At 58.2% G+C, this 15,012-nt stretch carries 20 protein-coding genes; 13 read left to right on the top strand and 7 right to left on the bottom strand.

All coding sequences use genetic code 11. The features are described 5' to 3' along the window. Entirely contained in the window at window positions 1-945 is a 945-nt protein-coding gene (locus tag BLW70_RS20220; protein WP_074876931.1) for a site-specific integrase, read from the bottom strand. A gap of 177 nt (window positions 946-1,122) precedes the next feature. Here BLW70_RS20220 and BLW70_RS20225 point away from each other — a divergent pair, with 177 nt between their 5' ends. Beyond that, complete coding sequence (locus tag BLW70_RS20225; protein WP_074876933.1) at window positions 1,123-2,142, top strand: DNA-binding protein; 1,020 nt, start codon at window positions 1,123-1,125, stop codon at window positions 2,140-2,142. Here BLW70_RS20225 and gorA read toward each other — a convergent pair. Continuing rightward, window positions 2,139-3,497, bottom strand: coding sequence for a glutathione-disulfide reductase (gene gorA, locus BLW70_RS20230; RefSeq protein ID WP_074876935.1), 1,359 nt, complete (start codon window positions 3,495-3,497; stop codon window positions 2,139-2,141). The genes BLW70_RS20225 and gorA overlap by 4 nt on opposite strands. 130 nt (window positions 3,498-3,627) lie before the next feature. Then, window positions 3,628-4,467, bottom strand: a complete 840-nt coding sequence (galU, locus tag BLW70_RS20235; protein ID WP_074876936.1) for a UTP--glucose-1-phosphate uridylyltransferase GalU — start codon at window positions 4,465-4,467, stop codon at window positions 3,628-3,630. Between the two features lie 258 nt (window positions 4,468-4,725). On the opposite strand from galU, the gene BLW70_RS20240 reads away from it, so the two are divergent. Together BLW70_RS20240 and BLW70_RS20245 are read left to right on the top strand one after the other, a co-directional pair. Further along, window positions 4,726-4,914, top strand: coding sequence for a hypothetical protein (locus BLW70_RS20240; protein ID WP_074876938.1), 189 nt, complete (start codon window positions 4,726-4,728; stop codon window positions 4,912-4,914). Window positions 4,915-5,053: 139 nt separating this feature from the next. Further along, a complete protein-coding gene (locus BLW70_RS20245; RefSeq protein WP_074876939.1) occupies window positions 5,054-5,335 on the top strand; it encodes a hypothetical protein in 282 nt (93 codons plus the stop codon). A gap of 11 nt (window positions 5,336-5,346) precedes the next feature. Here the strand turns inward: BLW70_RS20245 and BLW70_RS20250 are convergent, their stop codons facing one another. Both BLW70_RS20250 and BLW70_RS20255 read right to left on the bottom strand, forming a co-directional pair. Then, the gene (locus tag BLW70_RS20250) at window positions 5,347-5,577 is read right to left on the bottom strand and encodes a hypothetical protein (protein WP_074876941.1); all 231 of its coding nucleotides are present in this window, start codon (window positions 5,575-5,577) and stop codon (window positions 5,347-5,349) included. 72 nt (window positions 5,578-5,649) lie between these two features. Further along, window positions 5,650-6,006, bottom strand: a complete 357-nt coding sequence (locus BLW70_RS20255) for a hypothetical protein (RefSeq protein ID WP_074876943.1) — start codon at window positions 6,004-6,006, stop codon at window positions 5,650-5,652. Window positions 6,007-6,218: 212 nt separating this feature from the next. On the opposite strand from BLW70_RS20255, the gene BLW70_RS20260 reads away from it, so the two are divergent. The 6 genes from BLW70_RS20260 (at window position 6,219) to ada (ending at window position 9,592) form a co-directional block, all read left to right on the top strand. Continuing rightward, the gene (locus BLW70_RS20260) at window positions 6,219-6,521 is read left to right on the top strand and encodes a DUF1883 domain-containing protein (protein ID WP_024164534.1); all 303 of its coding nucleotides are present in this window, start codon (window positions 6,219-6,221) and stop codon (window positions 6,519-6,521) included. A 29-nt stretch (window positions 6,522-6,550) separates the two neighbouring features. Next, complete coding sequence (locus BLW70_RS30730) at window positions 6,551-6,727, top strand: hypothetical protein (protein WP_156886756.1); 177 nt, start codon at window positions 6,551-6,553, stop codon at window positions 6,725-6,727. 126 nt (window positions 6,728-6,853) lie between these two features. Further along, a complete protein-coding gene (locus tag BLW70_RS20265; protein ID WP_074876944.1) occupies window positions 6,854-7,060 on the top strand; it encodes a hypothetical protein in 207 nt (68 codons plus the stop codon). Then, window positions 7,057-7,761, top strand: coding sequence for a 2OG-Fe(II) oxygenase (locus tag BLW70_RS20270; protein ID WP_074876946.1), 705 nt, complete (start codon window positions 7,057-7,059; stop codon window positions 7,759-7,761). The genes BLW70_RS20265 and BLW70_RS20270 overlap by 4 nt, the downstream gene beginning before the upstream one ends. Before the next feature lie 4 nt (window positions 7,762-7,765). Then, the gene (alkB, locus tag BLW70_RS20275; protein WP_074876948.1) at window positions 7,766-8,431 is read left to right on the top strand and encodes a DNA oxidative demethylase AlkB; all 666 of its coding nucleotides are present in this window, start codon (window positions 7,766-7,768) and stop codon (window positions 8,429-8,431) included. 87 nt (window positions 8,432-8,518) lie between these two features. Next, on the top strand, window positions 8,519-9,592 hold the full coding sequence (gene ada / locus BLW70_RS20280; protein ID WP_074880714.1) for a bifunctional DNA-binding transcriptional regulator/O6-methylguanine-DNA methyltransferase Ada: 1,074 nt from the start codon (window positions 8,519-8,521) through the stop codon (window positions 9,590-9,592). Here ada and BLW70_RS20285 read toward each other — a convergent pair. Then, window positions 9,556-10,044 (bottom strand): GyrI-like domain-containing protein, encoded by a 489-nt coding sequence (locus BLW70_RS20285; protein ID WP_074876949.1) that lies wholly within the window; start codon window positions 10,042-10,044, stop codon window positions 9,556-9,558. The genes ada and BLW70_RS20285 overlap by 37 nt on opposite strands. Window positions 10,045-10,096: 52 nt before the next feature. Further along, window positions 10,097-11,080: an acrylyl-CoA reductase (NADPH) gene (gene acuI, locus BLW70_RS20290; protein WP_074876951.1), complete on the bottom strand. Its 984-nt coding sequence runs from the start codon at window positions 11,078-11,080 to the stop codon at window positions 10,097-10,099. Window positions 11,081-11,267: 187 nt separating this feature from the next. Between acuI and BLW70_RS20295 the strand changes: the two genes are divergently transcribed. The 4 genes from BLW70_RS20295 to modC all read left to right on the top strand — a co-directional run bounded on the left by BLW70_RS20295 (window position 11,268) and on the right by modC (window position 14,987). Continuing rightward, window positions 11,268-12,332: an NAD(P)H-dependent flavin oxidoreductase gene (locus tag BLW70_RS20295; RefSeq protein ID WP_074876953.1), complete on the top strand. Its 1,065-nt coding sequence runs from the start codon at window positions 11,268-11,270 to the stop codon at window positions 12,330-12,332. 124 nt (window positions 12,333-12,456) lie between these two features. Further along, window positions 12,457-13,224 carry a molybdate ABC transporter substrate-binding protein gene (modA, locus tag BLW70_RS20300; RefSeq protein WP_074876955.1) on the top strand — a complete coding sequence of 256 codons (768 nt, stop codon included), beginning with the start codon at window positions 12,457-12,459 and terminating at the stop codon, window positions 13,222-13,224. Beyond that, window positions 13,224-13,904, top strand: coding sequence for a molybdate ABC transporter permease subunit (modB, locus tag BLW70_RS20305; RefSeq protein ID WP_074876958.1), 681 nt, complete (start codon window positions 13,224-13,226; stop codon window positions 13,902-13,904). Before modA ends, modB begins: the two co-directional genes overlap by 1 nt. A gap of 3 nt (window positions 13,905-13,907) precedes the next feature. After that, complete coding sequence (gene modC, locus BLW70_RS20310; protein WP_074876961.1) at window positions 13,908-14,987, top strand: molybdenum ABC transporter ATP-binding protein; 1,080 nt, start codon at window positions 13,908-13,910, stop codon at window positions 14,985-14,987. The last annotated feature ends 25 nt before the right edge of the window (window positions 14,988-15,012 follow it).

Raw genomic sequence — 15,012 nt, forward strand, 5'->3', positions numbered from 1 at the left:
TTACTTGGCGGCGCCAATGGTTTTTTCCGCGAGCGGTGTCATCCCGAGAAACGGGCTGGCTTCAACATAGCGCATGGCGGACTTCATATCCTTCCAACCCACGTAACTCATCAACGACTTCAAGTCCCACCCGCTCTGATGCGCCCATGTGGCAAAGCCGCGCCTCAAGGAGTGACTGGTGTAATGCTCGGCCGGGATGCCGGCGCGTTCCAGCGCCTGGCGCAATAACGGGATCACACTATTGGCGTGCAGTCCCTCCTCGCTCAGATGGCCCCAACGGTCGATACCCCGGAATACCGGTCCACGGACCAATGCGGCTTCGGTGATCCAGTCGATGTACGCCTGCACCGGGCATAGGCGCTGCAACGCTGGCGTCTGGTAAGTCTTGCCGAGGTTTTCGCGGTCGCTCTTGGTTCGCGGCAAATACAGGGTGATGCCTGAGCCGACAACTGCTTGCACGTGCTCGATCTGTAACCGGCACAACTCATCACTACGAAAACCGCGCCAGAAGCCCAAGAGGATCAACGCTTTGTCGCGCCTGGCCCGCAACAGAGCCGGTTGATCCTGTTCAGATTTTGCGGTGTGCGCTTCTTGCTCCAGCCAGGCAACCACTTGCTCCAAATGTTGAAGCTGTAATGGCTCCGCTTGTTTTTCTTGAGCCGGGTGCAGCGCGCGAATGCCCTTGAAGACTTTGCGCACCACCGGCGCCTTGGTGGGATCGGGAAAACCCTGACTGTTGTGCCATTGCGCCAGCGCTGACAAACGCAACTTAAGGGTATTGATCGACAGCACTCCCGCATGCGCAACGAGGTATCGCGCCACGCTGTCACTGGTCGCCGGCAGGAAACCGCCCCAACTGACTTCAAAATGCTCGATGGCCGCCCGGTAGCTGCGACGGGTGTTGTCGCGAGTGGCGGCTTGCAGGTAACGATCCAGCTCAGTCATGGGCTCAACTCTCTAAAACGTACCGCTTTGGCGGGTGAAACCCGCCACAGGGCTCATCACACGGGGTAATACCAGTATATCCCGCATGAATACTTGTCGTATTTTAAGTTTTGGTTTGGCGTGGTACATTGCGTACTTAAGTGGCATGTACCACAGTACGAAATCGTAGGAGAACTCATGGCTCGTGGCGGTGTAAACAAAGCGGTGGTGCAAGCGGCGCGCCTGGCAATTCTGGCGCGTGGTGAAAACCCAAGCATCGATGCGGTACGGATCGAGATGGGCAACACTGGCTCGAAAACCACGATTCATCGCTATTTGAAGGAGCTGGATGACGGTGCCGAGCGCATCGAGGTAGCGCCAGAACCGATTGATGACGAGTTGGCGGGACTGGTCTCGCGGTTGGCACAAAGACTCAAGGAGCAGGCTCAGGAGCCCATCGATCAGGCCCGCGAACAATTCGATAAACAAAAGAAAGCGTTGGACACGCAGTTGCATGAGGCCCAACAAGCCAACACGCAACTACAGCAGCAGTACGAGATTCAAAGCCTGGCACTGACTCAAGAGTCCGAAGCCCTGCTGGAAACAAGCGCCATGCTGCAGACCGAGCAAACCCGCAACGCCGGACTGAACCAGGCACTGGCCGATTTCGAATTACGCTTGCAAGACAAGGATGAGCAGATCCGCTCATTGGAAGAAAAGCACCTGCACGCTCGCGATGCCCTGGAGCATTACCGCAATGCCGTCAAAGAACAGCGCGAGCAGGAGCAGCGCCGCCACGAAGGCCAGGTGCAGCAGATTCAAATGGAGTTGCGCCAGGCCCAGCAAAGCGCATTGGTGCGCCAGGATGAGATCACACAACTGCACCGCGACAACGAACGTTTGTTGACGGAGAACCGTGGCACCCTGAGAGAGTTGAGCCTGCTGCAAGATCAACTCAAGCAAACCAACGCTCGACAGGATCAGCTGCTGGAACAGGTCAACCGCATCGACAGCGAACGCACCCTCCTCCAGGAACGCTTGCGCGCTGCCCTACTGGAAAGCCAGTCACTGAAACAGAACGTCGATGAGCAGTCGCAGATAAACAAAGCGCTGGAAATTGAGCTGATCAAGACTCAGGCGAGCCTTGATGAGACCGTGCGCCTGGCAGCCGTCATTGCGACAGCGCCAGACGCATCAGAGCCTCAAAAGGACGATTAACCCGCGACCGGCGTGCGCATGGTGACGAACTCTTCGGCGGCAGTTGGGTGCACGCCGATGGTTTCATCGAAATCGCGTTTGGTGGCACCCGCCTTCAAGGCGATTGCCAAGCCCTGCACAATTTCTCCAGCATCCGGACCGACCATATGACAGCCCAGAACCTTGTCGGTCTTGGCGTCCACCACCAGCTTCATCAGGGTGCGCTCCTGGCATTCGGTCAGGGTCAGCTTCATTGGACGGAAGCGGCTTTCGAAGATCACCACATCGTGACCGGCCTCCCGGGCCTCTTCCTCGGTGAAACCGACCGTGCCGATGTTCGGCAAGCTGAATACCGCGGTCGGGATCATCTTGTAATCCACCGGCCGATATTGCTCAGGCTTGAACAAACGTCGTGCCACGGCCATGCCTTCGGCCAGAGCGACTGGCGTCAGCTGAACCCGACCGATTACATCGCCAAGCGCCAGGATCGACGGTTCAGCCGTCTGATACTGCTCGTCAACTTCGACAAAACCTTTCTTGTCGAGTTTGACGCCGGTGTTTTCCAGCCCAAGATTATCGAGCATCGGACGTCGACCGGTGGCGTAGAACACACAATCCGCTTCCAGCTCACGGCCATCCTTGAGGGTCACCTTCAGGCTGCCATCGGACTGCTTGTCGATACGCTCGATGTCGGCGTTGAATTGCAGGTTCATGCCGCGCTTGATCAACTCCTCATGCAGGTGTTTACGCACCGCACCGTCGAAGCCGCGCAGGAACAGCTCACCGCGATACAGCAACGTGGTTTCAGCGCCCAGACCATGGAAGATCCCGGCGAATTCGACGGCGATGTAACCACCGCCTACCACCAGAACGCGCTTGGGCAACTCTTTAAGGAAGAACGCCTGGTTGGAACTGATCGCGTGCTCGTGCCCCGGAATTTCCGGAATCTGTGGCCAGCCACCGGTAGCAATCAGGATGTTCTTGGCGGTGTGGCGCTCGCCATTGATCTCGACCGTGTTCGGGTCGATGATTTTGGCGTGGCCTTCATGCAAGGTCACGCCGCTGTTAACCAGAAGATTGCGATAGATACCGTTCAGTCGATTGATCTCGCGATCCTTGTTGGCGATCAGTGTCGCCCAATCGAACTTCGCTTCGCCCGGCGTCCAGCCAAAACCTTGCGACTGTTCGAAGTCTTCGGCGAAGTGTGCGCCGTAGACCAGCAGCTTCTTCGGCACACAGCCGACATTCACACAAGTGCCGCCCAGATAGCGGCTCTCGGCCACGGCCACTTTCGCGCCAAAACCGGCAGCAAAACGCGCAGCCCGCACACCGCCGGAACCGGCGCCAATCACATAAAGGTCAAAATCGTAGGCCATTTTCAATCTCCTCGGCAGTCCACAAGCATACCCGCAGACATCCGTTGGGCAAGCGCTGCGAACGATATGGGGACGGAAAATGAAAAAGCCACCCGAAGGTGGCTTTTCAATACAAGTGGGTCAGAGGCTATCAGTAAGCCTTGCCAGTCTTGTAGAAGTTCTCGAAGCAGAAGTTGGTAGCTTCGATGTAGCCTTCAGCGCCACCGCAGTCAAAACGCTTGCCCTTGAACTTGTAGGCAATCACGCAACCGTTTTTCGCCTGCTTCATCAGGGCGTCGGTGATTTGAATCTCGCCGCCTTTGCCTGGCTCGGTTTGCTTGATCAGCTCGAAAATATCCGGCGTCAGGATGTAACGACCGATGATCGCGAGGTTCGACGGTGCGTCTTCCGGAGCTGGTTTTTCGACCATGTTGCGAACGCGATACAAATCATCAGCGATCAGCTCGCCGGCGATCACGCCGTACTTGTTGGTTTCCATCGGATCCACTTCCTGGATCGCAACGATGGTGCAGCGGTACTGCTCGTACAGCTTGACCATCTGGGTCAGGACGCCGTCGCCTTCGAGGTTGACGCACAAGTCGTCCGCCAGCACTACCGCGAACGGTTCGTCACCGATCAGTGGACGGCCAGTCAGGATAGCGTGGCCCAGGCCTTTCATTTCGGTCTGGCGGGTGTAGGAAAACGAGCACTCGTCCAACAGTTTGCGGATACCGACCAGGTATTTTTCCTTGTCGGTGCCTTTGATCTGGTTTTCCAGCTCGTAGCTGATGTCGAAGTGATCTTCAAGAGCGCGCTTGCCGCGACCGGTAACGATGGAAATTTCGGTCAACCCAGCGTCCAGTGCTTCTTCGACGCCGTACTGGATCAGTGGCTTGTTTACCACCGGCAGCATTTCTTTGGGCATGGCTTTAGTCGCTGGCAGGAAGCGAGTACCGTAACCGGCTGCTGGGAACAAGCATTTCTTGATCATAAAAGTCCTTGATAGGGCTGTGTGTACGAGTTTCGGCGCAGTCTAATCAGGCGGCGTGCACCTTACAATGCCCCCGCGCTGGCTAACCGATGCCATCATAGAGAAATATTCTCGCGGATAGTTCCCGAGATAACTCCGCAGCCTTATAGATAGCACAGACCATCAGTTCTGCACGGCTGCGAATCCTACACCATCAGCACCCGTTGAGTGCATTTGGCGCTATCATTGCGCGATTGAACCAGTCAACGAGGCAGATAGATGTCGGAAGCAAAAAGTGTCAATGGGTTCCTGATCAATCAGGCGAAAGACGGTCAGTGGTGGGTAGACAGTGCAGGCGGCGAAAATATCGCCGGGCCTTTTCCCACCGAAGCGTCGGCGATTGAAGTGGCATCCGTTCTGGAGCTCGAACACCCAGCTCCGAAGCGTCGCGGCAAGGACAAGTCCTGAGAAGCACCGGACTCGACCCAAGCCCTGCCTTGCGCAGGGCTTTTTTGTGATTGCCCGCAAACAAGTGGCCATTCGCTATAACCTTTTGATGCCAGCGCTGTCATAGGCTCAGCCCCTTCATCCTGACGACGACAACGACATGAATAAATTTTTGCCCCTGATTGCGGCATTGGCCCTGAGCGGCTGCGCCACTTCCGAAACGACCTACCTGAACAACGGCGAGCAAGGCCTGACCATCGACTGTTCCGGGGAAGCCAACTCCTGGGCCACCTGCTACGAAAAAGCCGATGCCTCATGCGCTGGCACCGGCTATCGGATCGTAGGAACCGACGGAACACCTTCGACCAAGGAAAGCGACAAGACCCTGGGCGTTGACGTCGGCAACTTCAAGAACCGCAGCGTCGTGGTGGTCTGCAAGTAAGGCGCTCTGCCCTACATGTGAATTTCGGCGAACTTGATCCCGAGGCTGCGCACCGTCTCGATCAAATCGTCGAGGCTGCTGAAGGATTCGACTTCATCATTCTCATCGACCAAAAAATAACTGCGCCCGGCGCTTTTCTTGAAAAACACGATCCATTCTCCCGGATTCGCCGGATTCTGAATCACGTGGGTGGCAGAGATGTGACCCTCTGCATGGCGCTCCTGTACCTGCTCTCGCTTCATGCTCGACTCCAGAAATGACAATGCCGCCAAAGCGCTACTTTGGCGGCATCGGTGCTGACGGGCGACAGTCTATCAGCCGGAAATGCACGCCGTAGCGGCATTGCGTACATCCATGGGGCGCAACGGCACATTGGAAATGCGCTCGTGCAACTTGATGCTGCTGCCAGTGGAGCGGTCTTCAATATCAAATACCGCGGCCGGCCCCGAGGAGAACTTCTGCGGCACGATGACTCGCACACCGTCCTTGTGCGGCTCGACTTGCAGCGCTCCCCGGCTGCTGGACAGTTTTTCGGTGAGGCATTGCGCGTACTCGTGAGGCTTCTTGCCTGAAATCACGCTCATGGTCGGTAGTGACTCATTGATCTCCGAGACATTCGCACAACCACTCATCGCTATCGCCATAGGCAGGAACACCACACCCCACTTCATACAACACCTCCGATAAAGACACTCCGACAGTACAAATGCTGTTTTTCTCCGAGGCATGCTGGGTTTATCGCTCATAGAATTCCGTATAACTGTTTTTAATTGTCAAACCAGACCTCGACGGCCGGATAATAACCCGTTCGGGCTGATAAACTGCGCCAATCGCACATGCTATCGTTTTGATTTTGTAGAAAAAGCCCTTCTGGAGGCGCCTCATGAAATTTATCCACCAGCGCGAGCACCTCAACGAAGACGACATCGTCGTCATTCAATGCTCCCAAACATGCAATATCCGTTTGATGAACGACGCCAATTTTCGCAGCTTCAAGAATGGCGGCCGCCACACTTACCACGGCGGTGCGTTCGACACCTTCCCGGCCCGGATTACCGCGCCGAGCACCGGCTTCTGGAACATCACCATCGACACGGTGAACCGTCGGCCGATCAGCGTTACTCGCAAACCGACCCTGACTCACACCATCAAGATCATCCGCCGCTCCAGCACGAAACTGAGCTGAGTGACATCCAGACACCAGGAAAAGCAGGTATGACCGTGGCCCAAACGACCAAGTACGTCATCAAATACAAACTCAACGGTGAGCGCCGCTTCGAATTTGCCCAGCTTGAAAACGGCACCGAAGAAGAAGCCAAGGCTGCGCTGAATGCTCTTCATGGTTCGAGCGACGATGTCATTAGCGACATCAATGTCAGCAAAGCGCTGTAACGGGATCCGGAGCGATAACATGGACGTCTGCTCCTGCCTCCGGAATTCAACCGCAAGCGCCGGAGTGTCAACGCAATCCCAGCTCCCCAGACTGGCCACCTCAACCTTTGGTTTAGGAGTCAGAACATGCCTACTTCCTCGATTCGCTTCATCAGCGGCACTTCCAGCCTTGGCGTCTTGCTGCTGGCGTTCAGCGCCGAGGGTTTATGTGCGCTGCTGATCGGTGATGACCTGGTAATGCTGGAACGCGATCTTTCGGATGGCAGCCTTGGCGGCTACCGTTGGGGGCTGGAGCGTAAACGGCAATTGCCGGATCGTGAAGCGCAGCGATGAGCGAGCGCTCTCTCGATGGACTGGACTGGGTCATGCTAGAGCAGCAGCTCGATCAGGATGGCTGCGCGGTTATCAGGTCGCTTTTAAGCCACGAGACGTGCGATGAAATCAGCGCGCTGTATGCCCGTCCCGAACCGTTTCGCTCGCAAGTCATCATGGCTCGTCACGGCTTTGGCCGTGGCGAGTACAAATACTTCAAATACCCGTTGCCAGATGTCGTCGCCCGTTTGCGCAGTGCGTTCTATCCTCGACTGGTGCCCGTTGCCAATCGCTGGTATGAGCACATGAACCTGCCAACCCGTTTCCCGCAAACCCATGAAGCATTTCTCGACCGCTGTCATGCCGCCGGTCAGGAACGCCCGACGCCGCTGTTGCTGCAATATGGACCGCAGGACTACAACTGCTTGCATCAGGACCTGTACGGCGAACACGTATTCCCGCTGCAAGCGGCAATTCTGCTGTCAGAGCCGGAAGACGACTTCACCGGTGGTGAGTTCGTGCTGACGGAGCAGCGCCCGCGAATGCAGTCGCGCCCCCAGGTCATCGGCCTGAAGAAAGGCGACGCTCTGATCTTTGCCGTCAACCAACGACCGGTCAAAGGCGTTCGTGGCTATTACCGAGTGACCCTGCGCCACGGCGTGAGTCGCCTGCACAGCGGAAAACGGCATACCCTCGGAATCATCTTTCACGACGCGTTATGACCCCATGAACCCGACCACCTTCGACTTGTTTGCCGACGTGGAACCCGAGCAGCAACCCAGGCTCGATCGTATCGGCGACCAGTCCTGCGTCCTCAGAGGCTTTGCCCTGCCTTGGTTGGATCAGTTGCTTCCCGCGCTGGACGCGGTTCTGGCGTCCGCACCGTTTCGGCAGATGATCACGCCCGGGGGCTTTACCATGTCGGTCGCCTTGAGCAGTTGCGGCACGCTTGGCTGGACCACCGACCGCAGCGGTTATCGCTATACCCGCGAGGATCCGCTGACCGGGCAACCCTGGCCGAAAATGCCCGAGCTGTTTCTTGAACTGGCACAAGCGGCGGCGCGGCAAGCGGGGTTTGCGGATTTCGTGCCGGATTCCTGCCTGATCAACCGCTATGTTCCTGGAGCGAAGATGTCGTTGCACCAGGACAAAAACGAAGTTTCCTACGCAGCGCCCATTGTTTCAGTGTCCCTTGGACTGCCGGCGATGTTCCTGTTCGGCGGCTTCGAGCGCAGCGATAAAAGCCAACGCGTGCCGCTGTTGCATGGCGACATCGTGGTCTGGGGTGGCGTGGATCGTTTGCGTTATCACGGGGTCCTGCCGATCAAGGATGGCCAACACCCGCGACTGGGCGAACAGCGGATCAACTTCACCTTTCGCACCGCCGGATGAAGCCTTCGAATTCGACCGCAAGACCCGGAGTGCGGCGACCCTGTCGGCTGGTTAATCTGCATGAAACGGATCAACGGACATGAAGCCATGACAAGCCATTCGACAAAGATTGCCACCGAGAACGACCCTCGCTGGGCCGCCGTTATCGCGCGTGATCCCCGGGCAGACGGGCAGTTTGTATATGCCGTGAAAACCACCGGCATTTACTGCCGCCCCAGCAGCCTGGCGCGTTTGCCAAAACCACAGAACGTCGAATTCTTCGACACGGCCGAACAGGCCCAGGCGGCGGGTTATCGCCCAAGCAAGCGCGCCGCGAAAGATCAAAGTGAGATCGCCGCGCAACATGCTGCGACCGTGGCGGCCGCTTGCCGCCAGATCGAAACCGCGGAAAGTCTGCCTGTTCTGAGCGAACTGGCTGTTGCCGCGGGCCTCAGCAGCTTTCACTTCCATCGGGTGTTCAAAGCGATTACCGGTCTGACGCCTAAAGGTTACGCTGCGGCCCATCGTTCACGCAGGGTCCGGGAGCGCCTCGCGGACGGAGACTCGGTGACCGATGCGCTGTATGACGCCGGCTTCAACTCCAACAGCCGTTTCTATGAAGCCGCCGATCAGCTATTGGGCATGAAACCCGGTGATTACCGCGCCGCCGGTCAGAACAATGACATTCGTTTTGCCGTCGGCCAGTGCTCCCTGGGAGCGATTCTGGTGGCGCAGAGTGAGCGTGGTGTTTGCGCGATCCTGCTGGGCGATGACCCGCACCAACTGGTTTGCGATCTACAGGACAAATTTCGGCGAGCCAACCTGATTGGCGCCGACCAAGCGTTCGAGCAACTGATCGCCAAGGTGGTTGGTTTTATCGAAGCACCGGCCCTTGGCCTCGACTTGCCGCTGGATGTTCGTGGCACCGCTTTTCAAGAACGGGTCTGGCAAGCCCTGCGGGAAATTCCCGTCGGCTGCACCGCCAGCTATGCCGATATCGCTCAACGAATCGGCGCGCCAAAAGCGATGCGCGCCGTGGCTCAAGCCTGTGGCGCGAACAATATCGCCGTGGCGATTCCGTGCCACCGCGTGGTGCGCAGCGACGGCAACCTGTCGGGCTATCGCTGGGGTGTGGAACGCAAGCGTCAGTTGCTTGAGCGCGAAAACCCGTCTGAGTCCTGAATGCCGATATAGACCGACACTGAATCCGGACTGGTATAGACCTCAAAGTCTGTAGCGAACGAGCGGCAAACCTGCGGGTTGTCCTTAAAGTAAGCCCAGATCAGGCCCCATGCCTGAATGACACAGTCCGGCATCGCCCCGTTGGCGCTGAACACCAGGTAGTCGCCTCCTTGCACCTGAATCTGCGCAAAGTCCTCGGAGGGCGCGGTGACCGCCGCACCCGCGGTCACATCGAAATGGCCAGAAGCGTCGGACTCGTAGTTGGAATAGACGCCGTACATGAAGGAGTCCGGCTGTTTGTGGGGGATCTTGTCGAAGATGTCCTCAACGAAAAACTGTTCCCACATCGGGCCGATGCGCGCAGTGTCTGGCTGCTGCTCGGCGGCATTGCAGGTGCGCACTTGCAGGCCCGAGACGCTAAAGGGCCGCACTTCACGCTGCTTAACATCCATGGTCGATAGTCCTTGTCTCTGTCATTTGTCTGTTTGAATTATGGTGCAACAGTCAACGATTAACGTCGACCACCACCCGACCACGTAACTGACCAGCGAGCAAACGCGGTGCGGCCTCGATCGTTTCACTCAAACCGATTTCGTGACTGATCAACGGCAGCAAAGCGAAGTCGAGATCCTTGGCCAGACGACTCCAGGCCAGTATCCGCTTGGCTTTGGGCTGAGTCACGCTGTTGATCCCGGCCAGGGTTACGCCGCGCAAAATGAACGGCGCGACTGAAGCCGGAAAGTCCATGCCCTGCGCCAGGCCACACGCGGCGACCGTGCCGTTGGCCTTGGTGCTGGCACAGGCGTTGGCCAACGTGTGGCTGCCGACCGAGTCGATAACTGCCGCCCAACGCTCCTTGGCCAAGGGTTTGCCCGGCTCGGACAACGTGGCGCGCTCGATGATTTCGCTGGCGCCCAACTGCTTGAGGTAGTCGTACTCGGAAGGTCGGCCGGTGGACGCGACCACCCGATAGCCGAGCTTACTCAGCAGTGCAATGGCGAAACTGCCTACGCCGCCATTGGCGCCGGTGACCAATACTTCGCCCTGCTCGGGCGTCACGCCATTGTGTTCCAGCGCCAGGATGCTCAGCATCGCCGTGTAACCCGCCGTGCCGATCGCCATTGCTTGGGCCGCGGTGAACGCCTTGGGTAGTGGAATCAACCAGTCGCCCTTCAAGCGAGCCTTCTGCGCCAGTCCGCCCCAATGCCCTTCGCCAACACCCCAGCCATTGAGTACGACTTGATCGCCGATCTTGTAGTCCGGGTGCGTACTGACTTCGACGGTACCTGCCAGATCGATCCCCGGCACCATCGGGAATTTTCGCACCACCGGGCTGCTGCCGGTGATCGCGAGGCCATCCTTGAAGTTCAACGTGCTATACGCCACACGCACAGTCACATCGCCTTCGGGCAGTTGATCGTCATTGATCTCTTGCAGCGTGGCCCGGTAACCGCTGTCGTCTTTGTCGATCAAAATGCCTTTGAACATTACGGCCTCCTAATGGAATCACTCAGTTGTCGTGCAGTTGAAAACACATCGCAATTTTTCACCGTACTCGACATTAAGCCAAGAGTGGCACACGAAAGGAAAACTCGGCTGGCCTTATGTCCGTCATAGCTGATACAAAATCGGTCCAACCGTCCCTGCCCTGTTATGACGTCGGAGAACCCTTCAAATGAGCAAATGGCCAGATACCCGCATTCTTGACCTGCTCGGCATTGAACTGCCGATCATCCAGGCGCCCATGGCCGGCGCGACCAACTCGGCCATGGTTATCGCAGCCAGTAACGCCGGAGGCCTGGGTTCGATGCCGGCAGCCATGTTGAGCATCGATCAGTTGCGCGAAGAGCTGAAAACGATTCGCCAGCACACGCAGCGCCCGATCAACGTCAACTACTTCTGCCATCAGCCACCCGCCGCCGATGAGCAACGCGCTCAAGACTGGAAGAATCTGCTGGAGCCCTACTATCGGGAACTTGGCGTGGACTTCGACGCGCCGACGCCGGTGTCCAATCGAGCACCGTTCGATAATGCGGCCTGCGAAGTGGTCGAGGAATTTCGTCCCGAAGTGGTGAGTTTCCACTTTGGCCTGCCGGAAAAGTCCTTGCTCGACCGTGTGAAAGCCACGGGAGCGAAAGTGCTCTCCTCGGCTACCACGGTCGAAGAGGCCATTTGGCTCGAGCAGCACGGTTGCGACGCAATCATTGCCATGGGCTATGAAGCCGGCGGCCATCGGGGCATGTTTCTCAGTGATGATCTGAGCACCCAGGTAGGGATCTTTGCGCTGGTGCCGCAGATCGTCGATGCGGTGAAAGTGCCGGTGATTGCTGCGGGCGGGATTGCCGACTCACGAGGCGTCGCGGCAGCGTTCCTGTTGGGGGCTTCGGCGGTGCAAGTGGGCACGGCGTACTTGTTCACACCGGAGGCCAAGGTCAGCGCGTCTCATCACAAGGCGTTGCGCACGGCCAAGGAAAGCGAAACGGCCATCACTAACATTTTCACCGGACGCCCGGCACGCGGCATTCTCAATCGGGTAATGCGCGAACTCGGGCCTATGAGTGCAAAAGCACCGGCCTTCCCGCTTGCGGGTGGTGCGCTGATGCCGTTGCGGGCCAAGGGAGAAGCGGATTTCAGCAATCTCTGGGCGGGCCAGGCATTCACCCTGGGCGTTGAAATGACCACGGCTGAACTGACGCGGAAGCTGGCTGAGGAAGGATTGGCCAGGTTAGTTCGTCGGTAACGCATTCACCTGCGTGACCTCAATAACGCGCATTCAACACGTTCCGTTTGCAGGCATTTCGCTATATATTCCACTATATAGCGCTTGCCCTCCTCGTTGCATCTGCCTACAACGGAGCCGTTTCATGATCATTCGTGCCTCACGTTTTGCCCCCACCTTCCTGGCAACCCTGTTCGCAGTGTTCGCTGTCGGCTCCGCCCTGGCGGACGAAGTCCAGGTCGCCGTCGCAGCCAACTTCTCTGCGCCGATTCAGGCGATCGCCGCGGATTTCGAAAAAGACACCGGGCATAAACTGGTCACCTCCTTTGGTGCAACCGGCCAGTTCTACACCCAGATCAAGAACGGCGCACCGTTCGAAGTGTTCCTCTCGGCGGACGACACCACCACGCAAAAACTCGAAACCGAAGGCGACACCGTCAAAGGCTCGCGCTTCACTTACGCCATCGGCACCCTGGCGCTGTGGTCGGCGAAAGAAGGTTATGTCGATGCCAAGGGCGAAGTGCTGAAAAAGAACGAATACCAGCATCTGTCCATCGCCAACCCGAAAGCCGCGCCTTACGGTCTCGCCGCCACGCAGGTGCTGGCCACGCTGGACCTGACCGACAAGGTCAAGACCAGGATCGTTGAAGGCCAGAACATCACCCAGGCCTACCAGTTCGTCTCCACCGGTAATGCCGAACTCGGTTTTGTGGCCTTGTCGCAGATCTACAAAGACGGCAAAGTCACCGGCGGCTCGGCCTGGATCGTTCCAGCCGACATGCACGATCCGATCAAACAAGACGCGGTGATCCTCAATAAAGGCAAGGACAATCCGGCTGCCAAGGCGCTGGTTGACTACCTCAAAGGTCCGAAAGCCGCCGCTGTCATCAAATCCTACGGTTACCAACTCTAATGACGCTATCGAGTGCCGACTTTTCCGCCATTTGGCTGACCCTGAAACTGGCGTCCCTGACGACAGTTATCCTGCTGGTCATCGGCACTCCGATTGCGTTATGGCTATCGCGCACCCGCTCGTGGTTGCGCGGCCCGGTCGGGGCGATCGTCGCCCTGCCCCTGGTGCTGCCGCCAACGGTGATTGGCTTTTATCTGTTGCTGGCGCTCGGCCCTAACGGGTTTGTCGGCCACTTCACCCAATCACTGGGGCTCGGGACCCTGACCTTCAGTTTTGCGGGGCTGGTGATCGGCTCGGTGCTCTACTCGATGCCGTTCGTGGTCCAGCCGCTGCAAAATGCTTTTTCTGCCATCGGCACTCGCCCCTTGGAGGTGGCTGCGACCTTGCGTGCCAATCCCTGGGACACGTTTTTCAGCGTGATCCTGCCGCTGGCCCGCCCTGGGTTCATCACCGCTGCCATTCTCGGTTTCGCCCACACCGTCGGGGAATTCGGTGTGGTGCTGATGATCGGCGGCAACATTCCCGACAAGACCCGGGTGGTCTCGGTGCAGATCTACGATCACGTCGAAGCCATGGAATACGCCCAGGCCCATTGGCTGGCCGGGGCGATGCTGGTGTTCTCTTTTATTGTGTTGCTGGCGCTCTACTCCAGCCGTAAAACCAAAGCAGGCTGGAGCTGACCGATGATTCATACGCGTCTGAAACTGAAGTACTCAGGGTTCGCCCTGGAGGTGGACCTGCAATTGCCCGGCCGCGGTGTCACTGCTCTTTACGGTCATTCCGGTTCGGGCAAGACCACCTGCCTGCGCTGCATTGCCGGCCTGGAGAAGGCCGATGAGGGCTTCATCCAGGTCAACGATGAAGTCTGGCAGGACAGCGACAGGAAGATTTTCGTGCCGCCACACAAGCGGGCGCTGGGTTACGTCTTCCAGGAAGCCAGCCTGTTTCCCCATCTGTCGGTGCTGGCCAATCTGCAGTTCGGCCTCAAGCGCACTCCTCGCCAACAGCGGCGGGTCGACATGGCACACGTGACTGAACTGCTCGGAATCGGCCATTTGCTGGATCGCCATCCGCAGCACCTTTCCGGCGGTGAACGGCAGCGGGTTGGCATCGCTCGTGCCCTGCTCACCAGCCCGAAACTGTTGCTGATGGACGAGCCGCTGGCGGCATTGGATAGCCAGCGCAAAAACGAAATCCTGCCTTACCTGCAACGACTGCATGATGAATTGGACATCCCGGTGCTGTACGTCAGCCACTCACAGGATGAAGTCGCGCGGTTGGCCGATCACCTTGTTCTGCTCAGCAATGGCAAGGCACTGGCCAGCGGCGCTATTGGCGAAACGCTGGCCCGCCTGGACCTGCCCCTGGCGCTGGGCGACGATGCCGGCGTGGTGATCGAGGGGCACGTCATTGCCTATGACGCCGACTATCAGTTGCTGACCCTGCAACTGCCGAACACGACCCTGAACATTCGCGTGGCTCACTCACTGATGACCCCGGGTCAGGCGCTGCGCTGCAAGGTTCAGGCACGGGATGTCAGCCTGAGCCTGCAAAGTGTCGAGCAAAGCAGCATCCTCAATCGCCTGCCGGTCACCGTGATCAGTGAAATGGGCGCGGACAATGCCGCCCACGCGCTGATCCGTCTGGACGCTGCCGGCACACCGCTGCTGGCGCGGATCACCCGCTACTCCCGGGACCAATTGGGCGTGCACCCTGGCCAGCAACTCTGGGCACAGATCAAGGCGGTGGCGGTGCTGGCGTAAATCCGCTGGCACGACTGCAACAACG

It is taken from the genome of Pseudomonas frederiksbergensis (assembly GCF_900105495.1).
In the GTDB taxonomy this organism is placed as follows: domain Bacteria; phylum Pseudomonadota; class Gammaproteobacteria; order Pseudomonadales; family Pseudomonadaceae; genus Aquipseudomonas; species Aquipseudomonas frederiksbergensis.